The following is a 24,590-nucleotide window of genomic DNA, read 5'->3' on the forward strand; positions in this document are numbered from 1 at the left end:
CATAGCGCGCCGTAACCCCATACTAACGAGGGATCCGGCGGCATCGCGGTAGCAAAGCGGATCTTTCGCTGGGTCGGCTTGCGGCGACAAGAAGGGACATCCCCAGGCAGGGATCTTGTCTGCACCTGGCGCGATCCGGGTTGATCATGGTCATAGCTTAGCCTGGATTTTCCTCGACCAAGAGCCGGGTAGAGTTCGCCGATAGCCCTACTTAGGAAAAAGCCTGCCCCTTTTTCATAGGCCCAGTTCTGTCGATTTGATCAAGTTGCGAAAATCGTGGATTACCTCTTCACAGCGACGGAAAAAAGCCAGCACCCAATCCCGTAGCACCCTTTGCTGAGATTCGTCCAGTTCCTTGAGGGATCCCCGGTAGTGGATCTGGCCGCTGCGCTCGATCTCGAACTGGTTCAGCCATTCTGCTTTGGATCCCTGGCGTTCCACCACTTCCTGCCGTGCTGCCTTCCAATAGTTGACGATCACCGCCTTGCCCAAATAGCCGGTTGTCATCTGGCAGAGACGGTTCAGAGATTGCACGAAGACATCCATCTCCATGCGCGGGCCCGCCGCAGGAGCGGAACTGGGCTGGGTAGCGTTCCGGCCTGCCTCCGCCTGGCTGGTAAATAGACGAAAGGTGGCCAAGCCCTTTGGCGTATCCTGCTGCAGCTCGGCTCGCAGGCGGTTCACGGCCAAGGTGTAAACCGGCATCACCAGCTCGTCATTCACCGCCACCAGCAGCGCCCATTCCGGCCCGAGGGGGTAAACGAAGACCCGCTGCTCGGCAAACTGAAAATCAAAATAGTCAAGTCCTGGGGGCATGGTCTGCAAAACTTGAAACAGCCCTTCGGTGAGGGCCTGTTGCTGTCGGCTATCCAAATCCTGAAAAGAGCGGTAGAAAAAAGGGCGACCTGTCCGACTCAAGAGCGCCACCCCCATCACCCCGCGGATGGACAAAAAACTGTCGAGCGTTTCCTTCTCCATGCCCACTCAACTTGGGTAACACTCTTATCCTGACTTAGATTGCCCGAGGATGGACGAGCACAACCAACCGCAGTTGCGAGAGGTGGATGCTCGATTTTGGGATTTAGGAAATTCACTGGGACAAAAACGCCTCGATCCGTCCCACCGCCTCCTCCAGACGGGATCCCTCGACCACCAAAGCAAAGCGGACATAGCCTTCCCCACTGGGGCCAAAGCCAGAACCCGGAGACAGGGCAACCCCTGTGGCTCTCACCAAGTCCAGACAAAACTGGGCAGAAGAGCCGCGATAAAACTCCGGCAGAGGCGCCCACAGATACATGGTGGCCTCCGGCAAAGGCACAGGCCAACCGATGCGGTGTAGAGCCGCCACAGCTATATCCCGTCGCTCTCGGTACACCTGCCGCCAGCGCTCCAAAAAACTATCGGGAACTGCCAAAGCCGCTGCTGCCCCCCGCAGAATGCCCTGGTACTGATGGAAGTCGATGGTGGATTTCACCCATCGCAGGGCTCGGATCAGCTCTCGGCTGCCAATGGCGTAGGCCACCCGGAACCCTCCCATGTGATAGGACTTGGAAAGAGAAAAAAACTCGATGGTGCGGGTTTTATCGGGATCCGCCTGCAGCGCGGAAGGGGCTACCTGGCCGTCGAAACGCCAGTCCACATAGGGAAAATCGTGGGCCAGAACGATGTCGTACTGCTGACAAAACTGCAGGGTTTCTTGCCAAAACTCCGGGGTGACGGTGGCAGTGGTGGGGTTGTGGGGGTAGTTCAGCACCAGCAACCGTGCCTGCCGGCAGATTGCCTCCGGGATCCGATCCCAGCGGGGCAAGAAGCGGTTTTCCGCCCGCAGGGGCAGGTAGTAGGGGATCCCGCCCGCCAGATGGATCCCGCCCACGTGAGAGGGATAGGCCGGATCCGCAACCAAAGCAACATCGCCGGGGTTGAGCAGGGCCAGGGGCAAGAGGGCCGTTCCCTGCTGGGATCCGATCAACGGCAGCACCTCTGTTTCCGGATCGATCTCCAGGCCGAACTTCCCCATGTACCACTTGGCGCAGGCAGACCGAAAGTCCGCCGTGTCGTGAAACAGCGTGTAGCCATAGGTAGAGGGATCCGACAGAGCCGATTGGATGGCCGCCAAGGAGTCTGAAGGTGGGGGCAGATCGGAGGATCCCAGAGACAGATCGATCACATCCAGGCCAGAGCGACGAGCCTCTCGCTTGGCTCGATCCATTTGGTCAAACACATTGCCGCCGAGGGGCTGAAGTCGCTGGGCGAGGGGAATCGACATGCAACAACTCTTGCAAAGCAGGGGGGTCTATCCTAGCTTGAGGATCCCCTCAGGGATTGTCGCCAGAAGTGGGGGAAGAAGGTGAGGTTGGACGCGTGCTGGCCGCCGGCCCCCGGTCGAAAATCTCGATGTGCCACTGTCCTTGGCCGTTGCTCTCAAAAGCGATAAACCGGCCATCGCCGCTGATGGTGGGGTTGCGCACATCTCCTGGCACCCGGCTGCTGATGTTTTCTATCCTGCGGGTTTCGCGGTCGTAGAGAAAAATCTCAGACTTGCCCAGAGCATTGGACACGTAGACGATGTAGCGGCCATCAGCGCTGATGTCGGGCGAGGTAGCCGCCACGTCGCTGGAGTTGAGGCCGGGCAGATCCACCAAGCGACGTTCCACCGTGTCGTAGAGAAAAATATCCTGGCTGCCGCTGCGGGCCGAGGAAAACACCAGGTAGCGGCCATCTCCGTTGAAAGCAGGCTCCCCATCGGGGAAGATGCTGTTGAGGCCACTGTTGGTCAGGCTGGGACGCGGGGTGCGAAAACCTGCAGGGCTGCAGCCCAACAGCACCAAGCTCAATCCGGCCAGGCCCAGCTTTCTCGCCCACCGGGCCGCGCCAAACAGGATCCGGCCATTGGTCAGCATGGCATCGCCTCTCCAACCCACTCTTCCCATCATAGCCGGTTGACAAACTCGGCTCCGGCTAGGGCTCCACCTTGACACCCTTCCAGAAGGCCACATAGCCCCGGATGTTGGCCGCAGCGGGTTTGGGATCCGGGTAGTACCAGGCGGCATCTTTGTTCTCCTGGCCGTTGACCACGAGGGTGTAGTAGCTGGCCTCCCCCTTCCAGGGGCAGGTGGTGTGGGTAGAGCTGGGCTGGAAGTATTCCCGGCGCAGAGATTCCGGCGGAAAATAGATGTTGCCTTCTACGGTTTCGTAGCGGTCTGTCTCCGCCACCACTACCCCATTCCAGATGGCCCTGGGCATGGAAAACCTCCTCTTGCCAAGTTTTGGATATCGGATTTTTGAGTTGCAGATCCCTGCGGCTGAGGCCGCCTTGCTTTGAGCTTAGCTCTTCCCTTCCTCCTATGATCGTCTTGTATTGTCCCTTGTATTGTCCGATGAGAAGCTCTCTGTCCGGTGGGGAAGCCTGCCGATCCCGAGAGCAAAGTGGAGTCTTTTAAGGGCTGCTTCCTACCGCTATTGAGCGCTACGGCTATGGCTCGCCGCAACACCCTACAAGATGACCTCAACTACCAACAAGCCAAGCGCAGCCTGCGCCAGTGGGTGGCCCAACTGGATCTGCGCCCCCAAGAGGTCGCGGGCTTAGAAGGGGAGTTGGAGAGCTTGCAAGCGCTCTTGGACAAGCTGGAAACCGAGGTCATCCACATCGCCGCCTTTGGTCTGGTGGGGCGAGGCAAGTCTTCCCTGCTCAATGCCCTGCTGGGCGAGCCAGTCTTTGAGACGGGGCCCACCCATGGCATCACCCGTACCCAGCAAGCGGCAACTTGGAACATCAGCTGGGAAACCCGCCCCCAGTCCTCCTTCTCTGGCACATCCCTGCAGGGATCCCGCCTCCCCCCTTCCTCGGTGCAGTCGGTGCAGGTTGCCCATTGGCAGGGATCCCGTCTGGAGCTGATCGACACTCCCGGCCTGGATGAAGTAGACGGCGAAGAGCGGGCGCGGCTGGCCCGAGAAGTGGCGCAGCGGGCGGATTTGATCCTGTTTGTCGTCTGCGGGGATCTGACGCGGGTGGAGTTTGAGGCCCTGGCCACCCTGCGGGAGGCGGGCAAGCCCATGCTGCTGGTGTTCAACAAGATCGACCAGTACCCAGAGGCGGATCGCCAGGCCATCTACGACAAGATCCGCAACGAACGGGTGCGGCAGCTCCTTTCCCCCGACGAGATCGTCATGGTGGCGGCCTCCCCTCGCGTACCCCGCCTGGTGCAAAGGCCGGATGGGAGCTTTGCTGCCCAAATGGAAGTGGGATCCCCGCAGGTGGACGAGCTGCGCCTGAAAATCCTGGAAGTGCTGCATCGGGAGGGGCGCTCGCTGCTGGCCTTGAATGCCCTCTTGTTTGCCGATCGCGTTAACCAGCAGGTGATCGAGCGCAAGCTGCAAACCCGTGCCCAGCAAGCCCAAGATCTGATCGCCTCAGCCGCCCGCACCAAAGCGCTAGCGGTTGCCCTCAACCCCATCACCCTGCTCGATACCTTGGGAGGGCTGGCCATCGATGTCACCCTGATCCTGCGCCTGGCCCGCCTGTACGGCTGGCCCATGAGCACTGCAGGAGCCACACAACTGCTGCAGAAGATCATCCTCAGCATGCTCAGCCTGGGCGCCGGCGAGTGGGTGGCGCTGTTGGGCCTGGGATCCCTGAAAACCTTGCTGGGGGGATTCTCTCTGGGAGCCTACGGTTCCGTGGCCCTGACGCAGGCGGTGTTGGCCGGGTTTTCCTGCTATGCCATCGGCGAGTCCGCCCGCCGCTACCTGGCCCAGGGAGCCAGTTGGGGGCCAGAGGGGCCCAAAGCCGCCATAGCCCAGATTTTGGCCGATTTGGACGAAGCCTCGATTACCGCCCGCCTGCGAGAGGAAATCCGCCACAAAATCGGATTTGCTTTCCCCTGAACCTCTACAATCGCCTCTACCATCAGAGAGCCGAGCCGCATCGTTCGCATGACCTACTGCCTTGGCATCATCACCCGCTTTGGCTTGGTGATGGCGGCAGATTCCCGCACCAACGCCGGGGTGGACTACGTCTCCACCTACCAAAAGCTGTTCGATTTTTCCGTGCCCGAAGAGCGGGTGATCTTGATCTGCACCTCCGGCAACCTGTCCATCACCCAGGGCGTTTTGACCGAAGTGCAGCGGGATCTGCGCCAACAGGAAAGTTCCAATCTCCACACCTTCCCCCATCTCTACGACGTGGCCCGCTACCTGGGATCCAAAATTCGTTACATCCAGGAGCAAGACCGACCCTGGCTGGAAAAGGACGGTATCGACGCCCAGTGCAGCCTGTTGTTGGGGGGACAGATCCGAGGCGAGGAGCCGGCCCTCTTTTTGATCTACAGCCAGGGCAACTGCATCCAGGCCACCCCGGAAACCCCTTTTTTGCAGGTGGGGGAAACCAAATACGGCAAGCCAATCTTGGATCGCACCCTCTCCTACGAAACCTCGCTAGCAGATGCGGCCAAATGCGCTCTCCTCTCCATCGACTCCACCATGAAATCCAACATCTCCGTCGGCCCCCCCATCGATTTGGTGATGGTGCAAGCGGATCAGTTCAAGGTCACCCACCGTCTGCGCCTGCGCACCGGGGATCCCTACCTGGCCAAGATGCGCAAACTGTGGGAGAGCGCCCTCAAACAAGCCTTCGACCAAATGCCCCCCATCGAGTGGGACTACTCGGATCCAGCTGATCGGGAAGAGCTGCTCGACTGAGAAGAGGAGATTGGTAGGATAGGGGTTAATCCATCTCTGCCCAACCCCTGCCATGTCAGCCCACACCTTTCAAGACTTGATCTTTCGCCTGCAACAGTTTTGGGGGGAGCAGGGCTGCTTGATCCTACAACCCTACGACCTGGAAAAAGGCGCCGGCACCATGAGCCCCCACACGTTTTTGCGCGCCTTGGGGCCGGATCCCTGGCGAGTGGCCTATGTCGAACCCTGTCGCCGCCCCACCGATGGACGCTACGGTCAAAACCCCAATCGCCTGCAGCACTATTTTCAATACCAAGTGTTGATCAAGCCCTCCCCCGATGACATTCAAGATGTGTACCTAAATAGCCTGCAAGCTTTGGGCGTGAACCCGGCAGAACACGATGTTCGCTTTGTGGAAGATGACTGGGAATCTCCCACCTTGGGGGCTTGGGGCGTGGGCTGGGAAGTGTGGCTGGACGGCATGGAAGTAACCCAGTTCACCTACTTTCAGCAGGTGGGCGGACAAGATTGTCGCCCGGTTTCTGTAGAAATTACCTATGGGCTAGAGCGCCTGGCCATGTATCTGCAGGGGGTGGATTCGGTTTTCGATCTCTGCTGGAATGAGCATCCTTCTCTGGGACGGATTACCTATGGACAAATCTATTTCCAAAATGAGGTCGAGCAATCTTATTACAACTTCGAGTATTCCGATCCGGAGATGCTACTGGAATTGTTCCGGCTCTACGAAGCCGAGGCCAAGCGTTTGATCGAAACCACCCAACAGAAACTGCAGAAACAGGTGTTGCCGGATCGGTTGGCCGTGTCTCTGCTCCTGCCCGCCTACGACTATGTGCTCAAGTGCTCCCACACCTTTAACCTGCTCGACGCTCGTGGTGTCATTGCTGTAGCCGAGCGCACCCTCTACATTGGGCGCATCCGTAACCTGGCTCGACAATTGGCGGAGCTGTACGTTAGCCAAGCCGATCGACCGGGATCCAGCTATGCCCTGCGGCAACCGGAACCCGCTTTGGTTTACAGGGGTGCCTCTCCCCAGAGTTAATTCTTGAGAAAGGGATCCCACCTTTGGCTATGATAAGAGATTGGTGTCAGCAAGGTGCTGGCTGCCCAAATGGCTCTTGTGGAAAGTCAGTGACCTCGTTTTCATCCTCTTTTTCTGACCAGTTCACCTTACTTTTTCGGAAAAGCTTTATGTTTTACCATCATCCCGTCACTCGGGTTTCCATCTTTATTGATGGCAATAATATGTTTTATGCTCAACAGAAAAATGGCTGGTTTTTTGACCCACGCCGGGTGTTGGATTATTTTGTTAGATCACAGCCAAATGTTGAATTGGTCAACGCATTTTGGTACACCGGCATCAAGGATCCCCATGATCAGAGGGCCTTTCGAGACGCTCTGATCAGCATGGGCTTCACTGTGCGCACCAAGATCCTCAAAGAATATCGAGATGAAGACTCCGGTCGGTACTCCCAAAAAGCAAATCTGGATATCGAAATAGTAATCGATATGTTCAACACCGTTGGCCAGTACGATAGGATCATTCTATTTAGCGGCGATGGAGATTTTGAGCGGGCCGTCGAGCTGTTGCGTTCCAAAAACACGCTGATTACAGTTGTCTCCACCGAAGGGATGATCGCCCGCGAGCTGCGCAACGCCACCGACCGCTACATCGACCTCAATGACATTCGCCCCTACATTGAGAAGTTAGACAAGTAGTGCTTTGGGCAGGGTTCTGGACTGCTTCCTCTGCCGTCGGGTCAGACCCATAGCCTCCTGGCGAGCTGGCGACAACACCGCCTAAGTTCGTTCTGGCTTTTTCCATCTTCACGGATCCCATCCCTGCCACACAAGCGGCACGTCTGTTGTACCGGCTCTAGTCAGCGCTGCCGGAAAGGAGCTGTCCCGGCCAATTCCAGTAGGGTGCTCTGGTGTCCGGCAGAAGGGCTGTGTCTTCTCCCCTTGGCAGCCAACTTCTGGGCAACCTCAGTTCAGGCAGGGGAGCAGAGAGGCTAGCATTGTAAAAAATCTTTGCCCTGATCAGGTTTTTATGACCGGCGTTCCTGTCTCCCGTATTCGCAACTTTTCCATCATCGCCCACATCGACCACGGCAAATCCACCCTCGCCGATCGCCTTCTGCAGGAAACGGGCACCGTTTCAGCCCGCGAGATGAAGCCACAACTGCTGGACAGCATGGAACTGGAGCGGGAACGGGGCATTACCATCAAGCTGCAGGCGGCCCGCATGAACTACCGTGCCCAAGACGGCCAAGACTACGTTTTGAACCTGATCGACACGCCGGGGCATGTGGACTTCACCTACGAAGTCTCCCGCTCCCTGGCCGCCTGTGAAGGGGCGCTGCTGGTGGTGGATGCCTCTCAAGGGGTGGAGGCCCAAACCCTGGCCAACGTCTACCTGGCCCTGGAGAACAACCTGGAAATTATTCCGGTGATCAACAAAATCGACCTGCCGGGGGCCGAGCCGGAGCGGGTGATTGCGGAGATTGAGCAGGTAATCGGCCTCGACTGCAGCGGGGCAATCCTCGCCTCTGCCAAGGTGGGTATTGGCATTCAAGAGATTCTGGAGGCCATTGTGCAGCGGGTGCCGCCCCCACGGGATACGGTGGCGGAGCCCCTGCGGGCCTTGATTTTCGATAGCTACTACGACGCCTATCGCGGCGTGATCGTCTATGTGCGCATCATGGACGGGGAGGTGAAAACGGGGGACAAGATTTGCTTTATGGCCTCTGGCCGAGAATACGAGATTACCGAGCTGGGGGTGATGCGTCCCAACCAAGAGCCGGTGGATGCCCTACATGCGGGCGAGGTGGGCTACATGGCCGCCGCCATCAAGAGCGTGGAACACGCCCGTGTTGGGGATACCATCACACTGGTGAATCGCAAAGCTCCTGAGCCCCTGCCCGGCTACAAAGAAGCCAAGCCGATGGTGTTTTGTGGCCTGTTCCCCAGCAGCTCCGATCAGTACGCCGAACTCAAAGAGGCTCTGGAAAAGCTCAAGCTCAACGATGCTGCCCTGTACTTTGAGCCAGAAATTTCCAGCGCCATGGGCTTCGGCTTCCGCTGTGGTTTTCTGGGCCTGCTGCACATGGAGGTGGTTCAGGAACGCCTAGAGCGGGAGTACAATCTCGATCTGGTGATCACAGCTCCGACGGTGGTGTACCAAGTTACCCTCAACAACGGCTCTGTGATTCGGGTGGACAATCCCAGCAAGCTGCCTCCCCCCAACGAGCGCACCAGCATTGAGGAGCCGATTGTCAGGGTAGAGGTGATTCTTCCTGAGGAATTTGTCGGTACCGTGATGGAGCTGTGTGAGACCAAACGCGGCACTTTTAAAGACATGAAATATCTGGCGCAGGGTCGGACTACGCTGGTGTATGAGCTGCCCCTGGCGGAAGTGGTCACCGACTTTTTCGACCAATTGAAATCACGCACTCGTGGTTATGCCAGCATGGACTACCAAATGATTGGCTATCGCGCCGATGATTTGGTGCGTTTGGACATTTTGATCAACGGCGATGTGGTGGATTCTCTATCCACGATTGTGCATCGGGATAAAGCTTTTTATGTAGGCCGTTCCCTAGTTGCCAAGTTACGGGAGCTGATCCCACGCCATCAATTTGAAGTGCCCATTCAGGCGGCAATTGGCTCTAAAGTGATTGCTCGTGAAACCATACCAGCCCTGCGCAAAAACGTCTTGGCCAAATGCTACGGAGGAGATGTGACCCGCAAACGCAAGCTTTTGGAAAAACAAAAAGAGGGGAAAAAACGCATGAAGGCGGTGGGAACGGTGGATGTGCCCCAAGAAGCGTTTATGGCCGTGCTGAAGCTGCAGAATGACTAGGGCCATGGGCACTCAACTGGGGCGGGAAGCGGTGTTGGCCTGGCTACAGGAGCGGGTGTCTCCTCCTCGCCTCCGCCATATCTTGGGGGTAGAGGGGATGGCCCGACAGCTGGCGGCCCACTACGGGCTGGATGAGCAGAAAGCTGCTTGGGCAGGGCTGATGCACGACTTGGCCAAGGCTTTCCCGCCGGAGCAACTGTTGCAAAGGGTGGCTCAGGAACGGGAGCTGGATGAAATTGAGCGGGCCGAACCTCACATCCTGCACGCTGAGGTGGGATCCCTGGTGGCGCGGGAGCAGTTTCAGGTACAGGATCCGGAGATTTTGGCGGCCATTGCCAACCACACGCTAGGGCAGCCCGGCATGGATCCGCTCAGTTGCGTGGTTTTCGTGGCCGATGCCCTGGAGCCGAATCGGGGCAACAGCCCAGAATTGGAGCGGTTGCGGCAGATGGCTTTTGTAGATTTGTCTAAAACCGTAGTGGGAGTATGTGACTTGAGCCTAAAATTTTTGCTAGACCGGAATCAGGTGGTTCATCCGCGCACACTCATGACTCGGAATCATTTTTTGTTACATCCTTTAGAAAAAGCGGTGTCCTAGGTTAACTCAGTCGTTTCAGGAGGGTTTTAGTTGCTACATCTCATGCCTGCCCCTGCTGGGGATCCCATCTATTGCATGGCGCTGAGTGCAGCTCGCGCGGCAGAAGAGAAAAAAGGTGGCGATATCGTTCTGCTGGATGTATCCCAAGTCTCCACTTTGGCAGATTACTTTCTTCTGGTCAGCGGCTACTCGCTTACGCAAGTCCGCGCCATTGCCCGAGCAATTGAGGAAAAGGTTTGGGACGAGTGGAAACAAACTCCGCGCCGCATCGAAGGGCAGGAATCGGCCTCTTGGATACTGATCGACTATGCCGATCTCATTGTCCATGTGATTATGCAACAGGAAAGGGACTACTATGACCTAGAGTCTTTCTGGATCCAGGCTCAGCGAGTCGATCTGCCCATAGCAGGCTAAATCTATTTGTTTTGGATCCCTGGATTTGGCAGTTCTTCAGAGCTTGGAGCCAAGGGAAGAGTTGCTCTTTACAACTCTTTAACTGCCTTCCAGGGCCTCCTTGACAGACAGAAGTTTTAGTCAATTGTCAAGAAATATGTAAGTTTCTTAATATTCCCGCAATTTCTTACACAGTCACGTGTTAGGGTAGTGAATGACAAATAGCTGAGTAAGCTCTTCCTGCCTTTTGCAGTCGAGTTTCTATAGTCTTTGTTAAACGCTCTACCTTGTTTCTCTTGAACGCTGATAATTCTTCGTTGGTACTGAATACCAGCAAAAAGATTTTCCAGCTGCTGATGGCTCCTATTGGCTGCTTTCAGCGGCAAGTGGAAAGGCAAACGAGGCGAATAGAGGAGGCAAGGATTGGCTGCACAAGAGGATCTTACGAACGAAACCGCAACTTCTTCCCGACGGCAGACTTAACTGCAACCGGCTTAAATGGTCGGCCTGTAGGCAAAATCCGGTGCCAAAAGCAGCGGAGGAAGATGGGGAAGCAGCGTTTTTTGTTTAATGTCTGTTTTTAAGAGCGACAGGGATTTTTAGGAGGGACATTCATCATGGAAAAGATGTTGGTTAATATCGTCGAGTACCTGGCATTGGGAGAACTGGAAACTATCCTCTCCACTGAGCACCCCCATCAACAGGTGTTTTATGACGCTAGGGAGCGGGAAGCGATGATGCAGCAGATCCTAAATCGGGTCCCCGCCATCTACATGTGGCTGGCTGCCGATGAGTGTCCCAGCCGCGATCAACTCAATTCCTCTGAGCTGGAATTGCTGCGGTCGGTAGTGCGGGATGTGGTCAATCAAAAACTCCAACAAGCCTCTTTTGGCCTTGACCCCTATGCGGGATCCATGTCAGAGGTCTTCTACGGATAGAGGGGGCGGGCTTAAGCTACACTGCAAAGGCGTTGCCTTAGCTTGTTGCCTCTGCCCATGTTGCCTGTTTACTATTCCGATATTTTCCTCAGCCACGATACTGGGCCATTTCACCCCGAGCGTCCGGCTCGCTTGCAGTCCATTGTTAAGGCGCTGCGTGGTGCCCCTTTTGCCAACCAGTTGGAATGGCGGGATCCTCCCTTGGCGGAGCTGGCAGAGCTGGAGCGAGTACACTCGCGTCAGCACATCCAACAGGTGGCTGAGTTGGCAACAGCAGGTGGGGGACACATTGATGCCGACACTGCTCTCTCGGAGAGAAGTTTTGAAGCGGCGCGCCTGGCTGTGGGGGCTTGGGTGGCCGGCTCTGCCTCGGTTTTGACCACCGCTCAGCCAGCGCTGGTGCTGTGCCGTCCACCTGGGCATCACGCAGAGCCAGAACGGGCAATGGGGTTTTGTTTATTCAGCAACGCAGCCATTGCGGCGCTGTGGGCGCTGGATCAGCCGGGGGTGAAGCGGGTGGCGATTTTCGATTGGGATGTTCACCACGGCAACGGCACGCAGGCGGTGGTGGAGCGCTATCCCCAACTGGCCTATGCCTCCATCCATCAGTTTCCCCTCTACCCCGGCACCGGCTCCGCTCGCGAAACCGGGATCCACGGCAACCTCTGCAACGTGCCTTTGCCTGCCGGCTCGGATTGGTTGGCCTACAAAAAGGCCCTCGACGAGAAGATCTTGCCGTTCTTGCAAGCGTTCCAGCCGGATTTGCTGCTGGTGAGCGCCGGCTTCGACTGTGCCAAAGGGGATCCCCTGGCCGGTATGCAGCTAGAGCCGGAAGACTTTGGCCGCATGGCCCGCCTTTGCCTGGAGCAGGTGACCCGCAAAACCCTCTTCGGCTTGGAAGGCGGCTATAACCTGGACAACCTGGCGCGCGGCTGGCTGAGCCTGGCCCAAGCTTGCCTGGAGAGTTAACCTTTCCACTTCACCTTGGGTAAAATCTGCCGCACATCCACCCGATCCTTGTACTTGAGAGCAAAGTTGAGCAGCGAATCCAAGAGGGAATCGGACAGATAGTGGGGCTGGAGGCCCAGGTCTAGGAGCTTGGTGTTTTTGGCGTTGTAGTAGTGCTCTTCCAGCTCGACGCGGGGGTTCTCCAGGTGGTTGATTTCCACCTTCAGGCCCATGGTGGCTCCCGCCTTTTGCACCAGCAACGCCAGTTGCTCAACACTAAATTGCTCTGTGAACTGGTTCATCACCCGGAATTGGCCCGGCTCGGCAGGGTGAGCAATGGCCAGCTCCACGCAGCGCACCGTGTCGCGGATATCCAGGAAACCGCGGGTCTGGCCGCCCTTGCCATACACTGTCAGCGGATGGCCCACGGCCGCTTGAATGCAGAAGCGGTTCAGAGCTGTGCCGAATACGCCATCGTAATCGAGACGGTTGATCAGCACCTCGTCCATGCCGGTTTCTTCTGTGAGCACGCCGTACACCACTCCTTGGTTGAGGTCGGTGGCCCGCAGACCCCAGACGCGGCAGGCGAAGTGGATGTTGTGGCTGTCGTGTACTTTGGAGAGGTGATACATGGATCCCGGCTGCTTGGGGTAGGGCAGGGTATCCTTGCGGCCATTGTGCTCGATGGTGATGTACCCCTCCTCGATGTCGATGTTGGGGGTGCCGTACTCGCCCATGGTGCCCAGCTTCACCAGGTGGCAATCGGGAAATTCCTCCTTGATGGCGTAGAGGATGTTCAAGGTGCCCACCACGTTGTTCACCTGGGTCATCACCGCATGCTCGCGGCTGATCATCGAGTAAGGGGCAGAGCGCTGCTCGCCAAAGTGAACAATGGCCTCCGGCGGGAAGCGGCGCATGCAGGAGATCAGGGCTTCGTAGTTGGTAACGTCGCAGACAAAGATGGGAATGTCCTTGCCGGTTAGCCCCTTCCAGCAATCCACCCGTTGCTCTAGCTGGGCAATTGGGGTCAGGGTAGAAACCCCCAGTTGCAGATCCCAGAGGCGGCGGACGTAGGAATCGAGAATGGCCACCTCATAACCCCTGTTGGATAGGTATAGGGCCGTCGCCCAGCCACAGTATCCGTCACCACCAATAACCAGGACTTTCATCAGGGAAGCAAAATTCGGCTGCTCACGAATCTACCAAGTTATGGCACCAAAGACAAACTCTCCTGGGATCCCTTTGAGCGCTGCATGGCTCCTCATTCAATGCGAGGCGGGTTATCCAGGGTATAAACCGTGGTCTCGGCGGCAATGGCACGGCGCAGGTGAGCTGGGACTTGGTAGAGGCCCAGAAGGGTGATGCCATCGATGAATTGCAGTGCCCCTCGCTCGGGATCCAACTGTTGGCTCAGAATCTGGTCGATCTGCTCCGGTTCTGGCCTGGGGGAGATGGGATCCTGAGCTGCCAGGGCAAAACCCAGTGGGCCACCGTAGGTGGGGGCATAGATGGCGTAGGGCTGCACGGCGGCAAACACCGTTTTCAGGGTGCGAACAATGCGGGTGTGTTGATGAAGCTCAACCGGCCCCGTCGGCCCGGCTTGGATGGTGAAAGCCCCATCTGGCTGCAACTTGGAGCGGATCTGGCGGAAAAACTCCTGGGTGAAGAGGCGGTAGGCAGGGCCGGACTCAATGGGATCGGAAAGATCGGAAAGGATCACATCCCAAATGGGGCCTGTTTCCTGGAGAAAATCCAAGGCATCGGCAATCACCACCTCCACCCGCGGATCTTCAAAGGATCCCTGGTGCATTTCCGGCAGGTGCTCTCGGCAGGCTGCCACCACCTCCCCATCGATGTCCACCATCACCACCTGCTCCACCGAGCGCCAACGCAGCACCTCCCGCAGCGTTGCCCCTTCTGCCCCCCCCAACACCAGTACCCGCCGGGGGATCCCGCCCGCTTGGACAACCTGCACCATAGCCGGATGAACCAAAGCCTCGTGGTACAGAAACTCATCCACGGTAGTGGATTGCCAATGCCCATCCAGCATCAGACCCTTGCCGAAGGCCCCCGTCTCGGCGATCAGCATCTCCTGGAAAGGGGTTTTTCGGTAGGCCAAGATGCGCGTGACGGCACGGGCGGTGTAGTCCCAAGGGGTAAAGTACTCCTGAACCCAGAAGAAACTTCTCGGGCTGCTCATAAGCACCTCGCTACAGCTTTTTCCAGCAACATAGACTGACCTTTGGGGTGAATCGGATCCCACCCAGCCTACAGATGGCCCCCATGACAGTCTGGAAAAAGCTGCGATTGGCGAAGATCTCAGCGCCTTCGTCGGGTCGCTTCACAGGTGAGCACCTCAGCCGAGTCTGGGGCCTCTTCCAGGAGTGTCGGTTGCGCGGTGCGGCGGGGCACCTTGCGCAGGGAATATCGTCGCGCTTGAAACACGTCGATCAGATATTCACAGGCCGCTTCCGGTCGGGTGTGGCGACCACAGGTGAACACATCCACCGCCGCGTAGCCCGCTTCGGGCCAGGTGTGAATGGAGATGTGGGATTCCCCCAAAAGAGCGAGGGCTGTAATCCCCTGCGGCTCAAATGGATGGCACAGCTCTCCCAAAAAGGTGGAGTTGGAGCGTCTGGCTGCCTCTCGCAAAGCCTGTTGCACCAGAGAGGCATCATCCAAAAGTTTGGCCGGGCAGTCGTAAAGCTCCAGGATACAGTGGATCCCGATCAGAGCTGGAGACCTATCCCCTAATTGGCCAGATAGTGTGTGCAGCATACTATCCCCTAATTGGCCAGATAGAACTGATTAGAACCAGAGGCTGCACAGAAAGCGCAGCTTTACCATTATCTCACAATTGACATACTCCCCTGGCTAAAGGCAGGGGATTCTGGTTACTGGTTCTGCGACAGCACTTACCGTGTCAGGTTGCCCCTCCACAGCAGCGGTGCTCATCGCGGCAGCGGGCCGTAGGCCTTTCTCCCCAGGCGTTCCCCCTTTCGGGGCGGTTCCCTTTTGCCCAAAGGTACCGTTGTTCCACTCCTCACCCAACAACTCCAACCCTTTGCGCAGGATGTTGATGGCCGCATTCTCATCCCGGCAAAGTACCACCCCACACTGCGGGCATTGATGGGTGCGACTGGACAGCGTCTTCTTCACCCGGTGGCCACACCGAGAACAGTCCTGACTAGTGTACTGGGGCGGCACGGCCACCACCACCTTGTTGAAGACCTTCCCGTAGGAGTCCAGCCACCCGGTGAATAAACTCCACCCGGCATCGTGAATCGACTTGGCCAAGTGGTGATTCCGCACCAAGTTGCGCACCTGCAAGTCCTCATACGCCACGATGTCGCTAGACAAAGCGCTCCGCGCCGCCGTAGGCGAGCACCACGCACCGGGCCAACTTCACAGCCCAGTCTCTACGCTGGCGTTGGACTTTGAGATGCACCTTGCCCAGTCGCTTCCTCTGCTGGTGGTAGTTCTTGGATTGGGGTTTGGCCCCTCTCCGTTCGCGTAAGCGGGACGGAGTCCTTAACTTCCGACTTAACCTGCGTTGCTCTCGCTTCAGCCTCCTTTCGGCACGACGCAAAAACTTGGGGCACTCTACCTTGTTTCCGTGGCTGTCGGTATAGAAGTGCGTCAGGCCCATATCCAGCCCCACCACCTGGCCGGTGTACTCCGCCTGCTCACGACGCTCCACATCCAGGCAGAACTGGGCGTAGTACCCATCGGCCCTGCGTATGACCCGCACCCGGTTGATTTTCAGGGTGAGGATGTCCCGCCGTGCCTCGCCGTTGCAGTAGAGGGCAAAAGTACCCGCATTGCAGCCGTCTGTGAAGGTGAGGGACATCCCATCCTGTGAGAGCTTCCAGCCGGAGACTTTGTACTCCACGGAGCGACAGTGTTTCTGGAACTTGGGGTAACCCTTCCGGGCTTCCTGGTTCTTACAGCGGCGGTAGAAGTTAGAGATGGCAGACCAGGCTCGCTCCGCGCTGGCTTGTCGGGCAGAGGAGTTCAGCTTCTGGGCGAACGGGAACTCTCTGGCCAAGTCCTTGCAGAGGGAGTACAACGTGGCCCTGTTCACCCCCTGATGATCCATCCAGTGGCGCAGGCACTTGTTGCGCACGAACTGGGCAGTCCGAATGGCCTCATCCAGGGCTTGGTACTGCTGGGCTGTGCCGTTGAGGAGCTTGGCTTCGAGGACGCGCATGGGCCCACTCTAGCGCAGGTTAGCAAGATAAAAGCCGCCCTGGTCGCGTCAGCGGGCCGTAGGCCTTAGGGCGGGGCTTCAGACCCAGTTTTTTGGTAAAGCCAAACTACCCTCCCCAGCAGCTTTTTTCTTAACCGAAAGTTAACCCTAGGCCCAATCTGGAGCCACTGCACCACCGACACCAGCGTTCCGGGAAGGGGCTGGAGAAGCTAGGGCTGCTGCTCCTTTGAAGAGGGAGAGGGGGGATAGAGCAGGGCTTCCAGCTCCTGCAGCGCTTGCTCCAGGTTGTCGTTGACAATCACGTAGTCAAATTCGTCTTGGGCATCCAATTCCTTGCGGGCCTGCTCCAGGCGGCGCTCGATGCTGGCCTCTGAGTCTTGTCCGCGCTTGCGGATGCGACGTTCCAGCTCTTCCAGAGAAGGTGGACAAAGAAAGATGCGAATGGCATCTGGGTACTGTTGCCTCACCTGACGGGCCCCCGCCAGCTCAATTTCCAGCAGCACATCCTGACCCTGATTGAGTTTTTGGAACACGATCTCGCGGGGAGTGCCGTAAAAGTTGCCCGCATACTGTGCCCATTCCAACAGCTCGTTGGCTTCAATCAAGTTGAGAAATTCCTCCCGACTGCGAAAGTAGTAGTTGACGCCTTCCTGTTCGCTGGGGCGGGGGGGGCGGGTGGTGACCGAAACCGAGAGATACAGCTCGGGGTGGCGCTGGCGCAACTGGTTGACCAGCGTACCCTTACCCACTCCGCTGGGCCCTGTCAAAACCACCAAGCGACCGCGCGGGGTAGGAGCCGGAAGGGATCCCTGCTGCTGCGTACACTCAGAGGAAACCGGGGTAGGAGAGGTTGGCATAGACAGAGACCGACGCAAGACGGCTGGGCAATTGACTTGTTTGGGTTTGTTTTAGGATATCTCACTTCTGGTTTCTCAAACGGCTTACAGCGATGGGCTTTCACTCGGTCTCCTCTGACAAACCGGGCTTGGCCGTGAGGAAGCGGTTGGCAACGGTTTCGGGTTGGATGGCGGAGAGGATAACGTGCCCGGAATCGGTGATAATGACAGCGCGGGTACGACGACCATAGGTGGCATCTATCAACTGGCCCCTCTCGCGGGCATCGCTGATGATGCGTTTGATGGGAGCTGACTCGGGACTGACAATGGCGACCACACGCCCAGCGGCGACGATGTTGCCAAAGCCAATGTTGATTAGGCGGGTATCCATGGGGTGATGAGGGAACCTAACGGTTGTCCGGCCAGCAACCTTCATTAAGGTAGCAAATGGGGCTCTTTCGCGGGTTTGCCACAACGACACCTGAGTTCTCGGCCAATTGGGCAGTGAGTTCTGGCGACAAGTCCCGTTCGGGTGAGCCGCAAAAAGGCTGTGGTTGCATAACAAGCTGCACCCTCCCAAACAACTTGCCCTGTTTATCGAGGACGGTAAAATCGTCAACATGAAGCCACTTCAATGGAACTTGAACTGTAAGCCTCAAAGGCCGCCGCTGTGGTAAGCAGTTTGAGGCAGCTCTGAAAACGAAAAGATCGACCCAGCACCCCAAGCTTGAATAGATTTCTTCCTTGCCTATGCTTGACCTGACTTGGCTGGATCCCCTTGTCCAGCACTTTCAACTGGGGGATCCAGAGCCACCCGAAGCCATCCGAGTGGGCCTCATTCACCAAACTTGGAAACTCAACACCTCTGAGGGATCCTTCATCGTCCAGCGCCTTCACCCCCGATTTGATCCTGCTGTCACTGAAGATGGTCAAGCCATCGGCCAATGGCTGAGACAACACGGCTTCCCTGTGCCCCGATTCCGTCGCGCTCGCGATGGATCCCTGCACTTGTCCTGGGCAGAAGGGCTGTGGCGGGTCATGGATTGTCTGCCGGGATCCTGTCACCCAACTCCTCCCAATTGGGGCTATCTGGAAGAGGCGGGGGCAGCCGTTGGACGCCTGCATCGACTCTTGGCCCAGATGGACTATCGTTTTCGCTTCCAGATCCCGCATTTTCACGATACGGCTCACCTTTGGCAACAGCTACGCCAGTATGAGCCGGCCCTAGAAGTGCAGGCAGAATGGCAGTTTTTAATCGAAACTGTGCCCAATCTTCTGCTGCCCTCGGGGATCCCAACTCAAATCATCCATGCCGATCTCAAGTTCAACAACTTTTTGTTCGATGAGCAGGGGCGATTTGTGGGCCTGGTGGATCTGGACACCTTTATGTATCACAATCTCTATGTTGAATTGGGGGATGCCCTGCGCTCCTGGGGCAAACGAGGAAATACCCTTCAGCCAGAGGCGATCCTGGCCGGGTTGCGGGGCTATGCCCAAACCGGGAACTTGCACGCCTTACAACCGGAACTCCTTCTCCAAGGGATCCAACTGATTACCCTGGAATTGGGGATGCGCTTTTTGCAGGATTGGTTTGAAGACGCTTACTGGAATTGGGATCCCCAACGCTACCCCAGCCGCAAGGCCCATAACCTGGCCCGCTGCCAACAGCAAATTTGCCTCTATCAAGACCTAACCCAGAGGGCACCCCAACTGTTGGAGTCCATGCGCGCCCTTTTGTCTTGTGAGCAGCGGAAAGAGGGAAGGTAGCCAACAGGTTTGCCCAGCTTTTGACAGCTCGTTTTGGGATCTGCTACCGCGGCATAGGAATGAAACATTTCTAAATATTTCTGTGGCATTGCTTCCCGACTCTCCTCCCCCAGAGGGAGAGGGGCTGGGGGCGGTCGCGAAACGCCTAGGAAGTGTCTCAATCTAGTTTCAAATGACGATAACGCTCAATCTCGACTTTGACTTGGATCGCAATGGTCGGGAACACGCTCCAGCCTGGGCCTCCCCTAGGCAGTTTGCACTTGGCGCACCAACCCAGTCGTTTTCAGAGCAGCCAAAGCCCGATCCCGGTAACGGCCATAGCGCTCCTGCTTGTTGCGAAGCTGGCGCCCCTCCAAATCCGGCAACAGCCCAAAGTTGGCCGGCATCGGCTGAAAGTGCCTGGGATCGGCGCTGCTGATGAACTGAAACAGGGATCCCATCATTGTTTCGGGGGGCAGCGTGATCAAGGGCAACCCCAGAGCCAGGCGGGCGGCGTTCTGTCCGGCCAACCATCCCCCTGCCACCGCGCAGGCATAGCCCTCGGTGCCCACCAACTGGCCGGCGGCAAACAGCGTGGGTCGGCGACGAAATTGCAAGGTCGGCCACAGAAGCTGGGGCGAATTCAAAAATGTATTGCGGTGCATCACCCCAAAGCGGACAAACTCCGCCTGTTCCAGGCCGGGGATGAGGCGAAAGACCCGCTGCTGTTCTCCCCATTTCAAGTTGGTTTGAAAGCCCACCAAGTTCCACAGCTGCCCTGCTTTGTCCTCTTGCCGCAACTGCACCACCGCGTAAGGACGGGATCCCGTGCGCGGATCCACCAGCCCCACCGGCTTCAAGGGGCCGAAACAGAGGGTGTCTTTGCCCCGGCGCGCCATTTCTTCAATCGGCAAGCAGCCCTCGAAAAACTTGCGCTCCTCCCGTTCAAAATCCTTGAGGGGCGCCTGCTCTGCCTCCACCAGCGCCCGCCAAAACCGTTCGTACTCCGCTTCCGTCATGGGGCAGTTGAGATAGGCTGCTTCCCCCTTGTCGTAGCGGGAAGCCTGAAACACCACCGCTCGGTTCAACGAATCCCCGGTAACAATGGGGCTAGAAGCATCGAAAAAGCTCAGGTACTCCAGGCCCGTAAAGGCTTGCAGTGCCTTGGCCAGGGGATCGCTGGTCAGAGGGCCGGTACAGAGGACGGCAATGCCCTCCGGGATCTCCGTCACCTCCTCCCGACGCAGGGTGATGCGGGGATGGTTTTGAATGGCTTCCGTGAGAGCCTGGCTGAAGCGGGCCCGATCCACTGCCAATGCCCCTCCTGCCGGCACTGCATGGCAATCCGCCGTCGCGATCACCAGGGATCCCAGTTGTCGCAGTTCTTCCTTGAGCAGCCCTGCCGCCCGATCGCTGGCCGCAGCCCCAAAGGAGTTGCTGCACACCAGCTCCCCCAACTGATCGGTGTGATGGGCCGGGCTCTGACGCACGGGGCGCATCTCCGAAAGGATGACAGGCAACCCTGCCTGGGCAATTTGCCAAGCAGCTTCTGTCCCCGCCAACCCCCCGCCCACAACATGGATGGGGGGAAAGGCTCCCGCTCGTGCAAGCGGGCTGCAAGCCCTTGGGTTAGTTGGAGGGTTCATCACAACCTCCGGGAGGGAAGAGAAGAATGGAGCGCACCCTGCTAGGGCCGGAAACGGCTCAGGTCAAACCCACTATGGTGACATACTCCCGCACTCATGCTGACGCAAAGCACTCCGCGCTGCTAAAGCGAAAGAGTGTGCGCTTCTCGCTTCAACGGGGAGCTATCACAAGAACCCTCAGCGAGCAGACACGGAATGTCCCACCGCGTAGCTGTACCAGATTCCGGCAAAGCCGTTTTGTACAGCCAGGTTGATTATAGAACAAAGACCGCCTTTCATCCCGACCCTTACGCTGAGGCATAGCGCTCCGCGCCGCTAAAGTGGTTGCGTCGCGTTGCGTAGCAATAAGGAGGGCGGAGCTTCTGGGCGGATTAGCTAACCCTCAGCATGGCCCGACCTGCACGAGGCAAGTGACCCAGAGGCGGGATACGCTACTATAAGTACCCGCTGACACCCAGGATCCCGACCCATGACGGAAACGGCTGACCTTTGGCCACAGCTTTTGGGGCAGTTGCTGGATCGGCAATCTCTCAGCGAAGCCCAAGCTGAACAGTTGATGAACGGTTGGCTCCAGAACCAAGTGCCAGATGTGGTGTCGGGGGCGATTCTGGCGGCCCTGCAAGCCAAGGGTGTGAGCGCCGGTGAACTGGCCGGCATGGCACGAGTGCTACAGCGGGCTTCGCTGGGATCCCCGCTGGACTTGCCTCTCCTGGTGGATACCTGTGGCACCGGCGGCGATGGGGCCGGCACTTTTAACATTTCCACGGCGGTGGCCTTTGTGGTCAGTGCAGCCGGGATCCCGGTGGTTAAACATGGCAACCGTTCCGCCTCTGGCAAGGTCGGCTCGGCGGATGTGCTGGAGGCCCTGGGGGTGAACTTGGGGGCTGAGCCAGAGCGGGTGCGGGCGGCTGTGGCGGAAGTGGGCATCACCTTTTTGTTTGCTCCCCAGTGGCACCCGGCCATGCGGGCGGTGATCCCCTATCGGCGGGCCCTCAAGGTTCGCACCATTTTCAACCTGTTGGGGCCCTTGGTCAACCCCCTCTATCCCAACCGCCAGGTGATCGGGGTTTACGCCCAGGAGCTGGTGCCGGTAATGGCAGAGGCCCTGCGCCTGTTGGGACGGGAAGGGGCCATTGTGTTGCACAGCCGCGAAGGTCTCGACGAGGCCGGTCTGGATCAACCCACCGATCTGGGCATCCTGTCCGGTGGGCTGGTACGGACGGAAGTCTTGAACCCTGCAGATTACGAGCTGACCCTGGCACCCACCCAAGCTCTCAAGGGGGGGGATGTGGCGGAAAATGCCGCCATCCTCGCCCAAGTCCTTCAGGGATCCGGGACGCCTGCCCAGCAGGATGTGGTGGCCTTGAATGCTGCTTTGGCCCTGCAGGTGGCCGGAGTGGCCCCTGATTGGAGAACCGGGATCGCCCAAGCTCGCGAGATTCTCGCCAGGGGTGCCGCTTGGGATCGCTTGCAACAGCTGGTTCATTTTCTCAAGGCTTGATGCCGGTAGGAGCCCAGGAGAGGGCGACAGGGATCCCACCTGAGCCTAGGGCTAAAACTCCCGCCCTCGCCCAAAGGCCAGAACTTCATCCACCCCCAAGCGAGGCTTGCGCGGCAGGTTACCCGCTGCCGCATATCCAACCGCCAGCAGCATCACCGGCACGTAGCGGTCGGCAATGCCGAACTCCCGCTTTACCCCTTCCGGATCAAAGCCGATCATCGGCCCGCTCACCAAACCCTTGGCCTGAGCCGCGATCATCAGCGCCATGGCAGCCATCGCCCCAGAGCGAATCGCTTCATCCCGCGCCAAGGTGGGATTGTGGAGCATGCCTCTAACCCCCAAAACCCTGAACTTTGCTGAATTTACTGAGCTTTAGGCGGTTTGGCAAAAGTCATTGAGAGGGATATAGTAGACCAAGTTTCCCCCTGATCCTTGAGTCCACCGCAACGGTTGCCGGGAAGTGAAGGGGGAAAGCGCTCGGGGGGTATTCCTCAGGGCTTTGCGGGATACCGCCTTCCTGCTTGGACTCCGTCCCGCTGACGCGAACAGAGATAGGCAGGATGCGATCGCTTCTTTCCTGAACCATGTTCAGGAGAGTTCAGCGTGAATGTATCAGATAGGTTGCCTGGGCCATGTTCACCCAGCCTTCCGCTTTTTCGGGCGAGAGGATCCCGGCAGCAACGCTTCTTTGCACAATTTCAGGCAGTTTCTCATACCCCCGCAGATCCCCCAGGATGATAAACACCACCGATGCATCCGCCACCTTCTGTTGGTTGTAGGCCAGAGATTTGAGGCGCTCTTTGTCTTCCGGGTCGGTGACCGCAACAAACCGCCAGTGCTGAATGTTGAAGGAAGAAGGAGCTTCCGTAGCATAAGCCACCAGCTCTCGGATCTCCGCTTCCGATAAACGGCGGCTGGGATCCAATTTGTCGGCGGAAATGCGCTCTTTCAGGGCAGTTAGGGCGTCCATAGGGATCCTCAAGTGTCGGTAGAAAGGCTGCTCCCCCCAAAGGTAGGGGCAGGATTGGCAAATGGCTATACATTCCGTGTTCAAACGGTCTGTCTTCTTTGTTATCTCCCTTTTATCCAGCCTGTGGCAACCGGGTGAGGCACAAACTGGGCCTTGGCAGGGCAGGCAAGCGGGATCCCTAACGCAAAGGCAGGTATGATGGAAAAACAAACTGGTCTCATCTGGGTCGCCCGGTTAATCGTCGGATTGGTGTGGTTGATGGGGAGAAGCAATCGGTGAACTTCGGTCGAGTGCTGACGGCCATGGTTACCCCCTTTACTGATGAGGGGGAGCTTAACTACGATGAGGCCGCTCGTTTGGCCGATTACTTGGCAACCCACGGCAGTGACGGCTTGGTGGTCTGTGGCACTACGGGCGAGTCTCCCACCCTAACCTGGCAAGAGGAATACGAGCTGTTCCGCGTGGTGCGAGATGCCGTAGCCGGTCGGGCTAAGGTGATCGCCGGGACGGGATCCAACTCCACCCGTGAGGCCATTGAAGCCACAAAAAAGGCCGCTCAACTCGGTTTGGATGGCTCTCTGCAGGTGGTGCCCTACTACAACAAGCCTACCCAGGCCGGCCTTTATGAGCACTTCAAGGCCATCGCCCAAGCCAGTGACCTGCCCATCTTGCTCTACAACATTCCCAGTCGGACAGGGGCCAGTTTACAGCCGGAGACTGTAGCCCAATTAGCAGAATTGGAAACGGTTGTCGCCATCAAAGAAGCCAGTGGTATGATGGATGTAGCTTCGGAAATTCGGCGACTCACTCCCTCGCGTTTCGCCATTTATTCGGGAGATGACTCTCTGACGTTGCCACTCCTATCTTTGGGAGGCAGCGGTGTGGTCAGTGTAGCCAGCCACCTAGTTGGGTTGCAGTTGCAGGAGTTGATCCAGAGCTACATCAGGGGGCAACACGATCAAGCTTTGGCCCACCACCTGCGCCTGTTTCCGTTGTTCAAGGTTTTATTCATCGAGACCAACCCAGTTCCGATTAAGGCCGCATTGGAGATGCAGGGTTGGCGAGTGGGTCGGGCGCGCCTTCCCCTAGCGCCTCTACAGCCCAGTTCTCTGCAGGTTTTGCGACAGGTGCTTGAAGAGATGGGCCTACTGGCTGAATCGAAGGGATCCGAACAAATGGCGACGAAAGTTTCATGATTGCATTTTTAGGCTTTGCTTCTGCCATGACCACGGTTTTCAGGGGTTTGCA

The 24,590-nt window shown here is 57.8% G+C and carries 24 protein-coding genes and 1 pseudogene; 12 read left to right on the forward strand and 13 right to left on the reverse strand.

Going from position 1 to position 24,590, the window contains the following annotated elements; genetic code table 11:
* Positions 1-234: 234 nt before the first annotated feature.
* The 4 genes from ACVWYY_RS01890 to ACVWYY_RS01905 all read right to left on the reverse strand — a co-directional run bounded on the left by ACVWYY_RS01890 (position 235) and on the right by ACVWYY_RS01905 (position 3,243).
* Positions 235-978 carry a hypothetical protein gene (locus tag ACVWYY_RS01890; RefSeq protein WP_457439430.1) on the reverse strand — a complete coding sequence of 248 codons (744 nt, stop codon included), beginning with the start codon at positions 976-978 and terminating at the stop codon, positions 235-237.
* Positions 979-1,090: 112 nt separating this feature from the next.
* On the reverse strand, positions 1,091-2,266 hold the full coding sequence (locus tag ACVWYY_RS01895; RefSeq protein WP_457439432.1) for an LL-diaminopimelate aminotransferase: 1,176 nt from the start codon (positions 2,264-2,266) through the stop codon (positions 1,091-1,093).
* 49 nt (positions 2,267-2,315) lie between these two features.
* Positions 2,316-2,900, reverse strand: coding sequence for a TolB family protein (locus tag ACVWYY_RS01900; protein WP_414380455.1), 585 nt, complete (start codon positions 2,898-2,900; stop codon positions 2,316-2,318).
* Between the two features lie 58 nt (positions 2,901-2,958).
* Positions 2,959-3,243 carry a DUF427 domain-containing protein gene (locus ACVWYY_RS01905; protein ID WP_414328853.1) on the reverse strand — a complete coding sequence of 95 codons (285 nt, stop codon included), beginning with the start codon at positions 3,241-3,243 and terminating at the stop codon, positions 2,959-2,961.
* Between the two features lie 231 nt (positions 3,244-3,474).
* Here ACVWYY_RS01905 and ACVWYY_RS01910 point away from each other — a divergent pair, with 231 nt between their 5' ends.
* The 9 genes from ACVWYY_RS01910 (at position 3,475) to ACVWYY_RS01950 (ending at position 12,454) form a co-directional block, all read left to right on the forward strand.
* Positions 3,475-4,884, forward strand: a complete 1,410-nt coding sequence (locus tag ACVWYY_RS01910; protein WP_414356311.1) for a DUF697 domain-containing protein — start codon at positions 3,475-3,477, stop codon at positions 4,882-4,884.
* Positions 4,885-4,932: 48 nt separating this feature from the next.
* Positions 4,933-5,697 carry a proteasome-type protease gene (locus tag ACVWYY_RS01915; protein ID WP_011431739.1) on the forward strand — a complete coding sequence of 255 codons (765 nt, stop codon included), beginning with the start codon at positions 4,933-4,935 and terminating at the stop codon, positions 5,695-5,697.
* Positions 5,698-5,749: 52 nt separating this feature from the next.
* A complete protein-coding gene (gene glyQ / locus ACVWYY_RS01920; protein WP_414328660.1) occupies positions 5,750-6,736 on the forward strand; it encodes a glycine--tRNA ligase subunit alpha in 987 nt (328 codons plus the stop codon).
* Between the two features lie 149 nt (positions 6,737-6,885).
* Positions 6,886-7,413, forward strand: coding sequence for a low amplitude/bright protein LabA (locus ACVWYY_RS01925; protein WP_011431737.1), 528 nt, complete (start codon positions 6,886-6,888; stop codon positions 7,411-7,413).
* A gap of 331 nt (positions 7,414-7,744) precedes the next feature.
* Positions 7,745-9,556 (forward strand): translation elongation factor 4, encoded by a 1,812-nt coding sequence (lepA, locus tag ACVWYY_RS01930; RefSeq protein ID WP_414350006.1) that lies wholly within the window; start codon positions 7,745-7,747, stop codon positions 9,554-9,556.
* A 4-nt stretch (positions 9,557-9,560) separates the two neighbouring features.
* A complete protein-coding gene (gene yqeK / locus ACVWYY_RS01935) occupies positions 9,561-10,154 on the forward strand; it encodes a bis(5'-nucleosyl)-tetraphosphatase (symmetrical) YqeK (RefSeq protein ID WP_457439435.1) in 594 nt (197 codons plus the stop codon).
* A gap of 42 nt (positions 10,155-10,196) precedes the next feature.
* Positions 10,197-10,568, forward strand: coding sequence for a ribosome silencing factor (gene rsfS / locus ACVWYY_RS01940; RefSeq protein ID WP_011431734.1), 372 nt, complete (start codon positions 10,197-10,199; stop codon positions 10,566-10,568).
* A gap of 596 nt (positions 10,569-11,164) precedes the next feature.
* Complete coding sequence (locus tag ACVWYY_RS01945; RefSeq protein WP_011431733.1) at positions 11,165-11,485, forward strand: hypothetical protein; 321 nt, start codon at positions 11,165-11,167, stop codon at positions 11,483-11,485.
* A 57-nt stretch (positions 11,486-11,542) separates the two neighbouring features.
* The gene (locus ACVWYY_RS01950) at positions 11,543-12,454 is read left to right on the forward strand and encodes a histone deacetylase family protein (protein WP_457439437.1); all 912 of its coding nucleotides are present in this window, start codon (positions 11,543-11,545) and stop codon (positions 12,452-12,454) included.
* Here ACVWYY_RS01950 and ACVWYY_RS01955 read toward each other — a convergent pair.
* The 6 genes and pseudogenes from ACVWYY_RS01955 to remA form a co-directional block, all read right to left on the reverse strand.
* Positions 12,451-13,602 carry an NAD-dependent epimerase/dehydratase family protein gene (locus ACVWYY_RS01955; protein ID WP_457384670.1) on the reverse strand — a complete coding sequence of 384 codons (1,152 nt, stop codon included), beginning with the start codon at positions 13,600-13,602 and terminating at the stop codon, positions 12,451-12,453. The two genes, ACVWYY_RS01950 and ACVWYY_RS01955, sit on opposite strands and share 4 nt — an antisense overlap.
* Before the next feature lie 92 nt (positions 13,603-13,694).
* Complete coding sequence (locus tag ACVWYY_RS01960; protein WP_414356308.1) at positions 13,695-14,633, reverse strand: fused MFS/spermidine synthase; 939 nt, start codon at positions 14,631-14,633, stop codon at positions 13,695-13,697.
* 119 nt (positions 14,634-14,752) lie between these two features.
* Complete coding sequence (gene speD, locus ACVWYY_RS01965) at positions 14,753-15,211, reverse strand: adenosylmethionine decarboxylase (RefSeq protein WP_414328672.1); 459 nt, start codon at positions 15,209-15,211, stop codon at positions 14,753-14,755.
* Between the two features lie 96 nt (positions 15,212-15,307).
* Positions 15,308-16,643, reverse strand: a pseudogene (locus tag ACVWYY_RS01970) (RNA-guided endonuclease InsQ/TnpB family protein).
* A gap of 209 nt (positions 16,644-16,852) precedes the next feature.
* The gene (gene gmk, locus ACVWYY_RS01975) at positions 16,853-17,500 is read right to left on the reverse strand and encodes a guanylate kinase (protein WP_457439439.1); all 648 of its coding nucleotides are present in this window, start codon (positions 17,498-17,500) and stop codon (positions 16,853-16,855) included.
* A 100-nt stretch (positions 17,501-17,600) separates the two neighbouring features.
* On the reverse strand, positions 17,601-17,870 hold the full coding sequence (remA, locus tag ACVWYY_RS01980) for an extracellular matrix/biofilm regulator RemA (RefSeq protein WP_011431727.1): 270 nt from the start codon (positions 17,868-17,870) through the stop codon (positions 17,601-17,603).
* Between the two features lie 359 nt (positions 17,871-18,229).
* Here remA and ACVWYY_RS01985 point away from each other — a divergent pair, with 359 nt between their 5' ends.
* Positions 18,230-19,246: a phosphotransferase enzyme family protein gene (locus ACVWYY_RS01985; protein WP_457402817.1), complete on the forward strand. Its 1,017-nt coding sequence runs from the start codon at positions 18,230-18,232 to the stop codon at positions 19,244-19,246.
* Positions 19,247-19,491: 245 nt separating this feature from the next.
* Here ACVWYY_RS01985 and trmFO read toward each other — a convergent pair whose 3' ends face one another.
* Complete coding sequence (gene trmFO / locus ACVWYY_RS01990) at positions 19,492-20,871, reverse strand: FADH(2)-oxidizing methylenetetrahydrofolate--tRNA-(uracil(54)-C(5))-methyltransferase TrmFO (RefSeq protein ID WP_457402819.1); 1,380 nt, start codon at positions 20,869-20,871, stop codon at positions 19,492-19,494.
* Positions 20,872-21,340: 469 nt separating this feature from the next.
* On the opposite strand from trmFO, the gene trpD reads away from it, so the two are divergent.
* On the forward strand, positions 21,341-22,372 hold the full coding sequence (trpD, locus tag ACVWYY_RS01995; protein ID WP_457402820.1) for an anthranilate phosphoribosyltransferase: 1,032 nt from the start codon (positions 21,341-21,343) through the stop codon (positions 22,370-22,372).
* Positions 22,373-22,423: 51 nt separating this feature from the next.
* Here trpD and ACVWYY_RS02000 read toward each other — a convergent pair whose 3' ends face one another.
* Both ACVWYY_RS02000 and ACVWYY_RS02005 read right to left on the reverse strand, forming a co-directional pair.
* Positions 22,424-22,699 (reverse strand): nitroreductase family protein, encoded by a 276-nt coding sequence (locus tag ACVWYY_RS02000; RefSeq protein WP_457388120.1) that lies wholly within the window; start codon positions 22,697-22,699, stop codon positions 22,424-22,426.
* Positions 22,700-22,970: 271 nt separating this feature from the next.
* The gene (locus ACVWYY_RS02005; protein ID WP_457384674.1) at positions 22,971-23,342 is read right to left on the reverse strand and encodes a nitroreductase family protein; all 372 of its coding nucleotides are present in this window, start codon (positions 23,340-23,342) and stop codon (positions 22,971-22,973) included.
* 275 nt (positions 23,343-23,617) lie between these two features.
* On the opposite strand from ACVWYY_RS02005, the gene dapA reads away from it, so the two are divergent.
* Positions 23,618-24,538: a 4-hydroxy-tetrahydrodipicolinate synthase gene (dapA, locus tag ACVWYY_RS02010; protein WP_011431720.1), complete on the forward strand. Its 921-nt coding sequence runs from the start codon at positions 23,618-23,620 to the stop codon at positions 24,536-24,538.
* Positions 24,539-24,590: the final 52 nt, after the last annotated feature.

This window comes from Thermostichus sp. MS-CIW-34 (assembly GCF_054060435.1).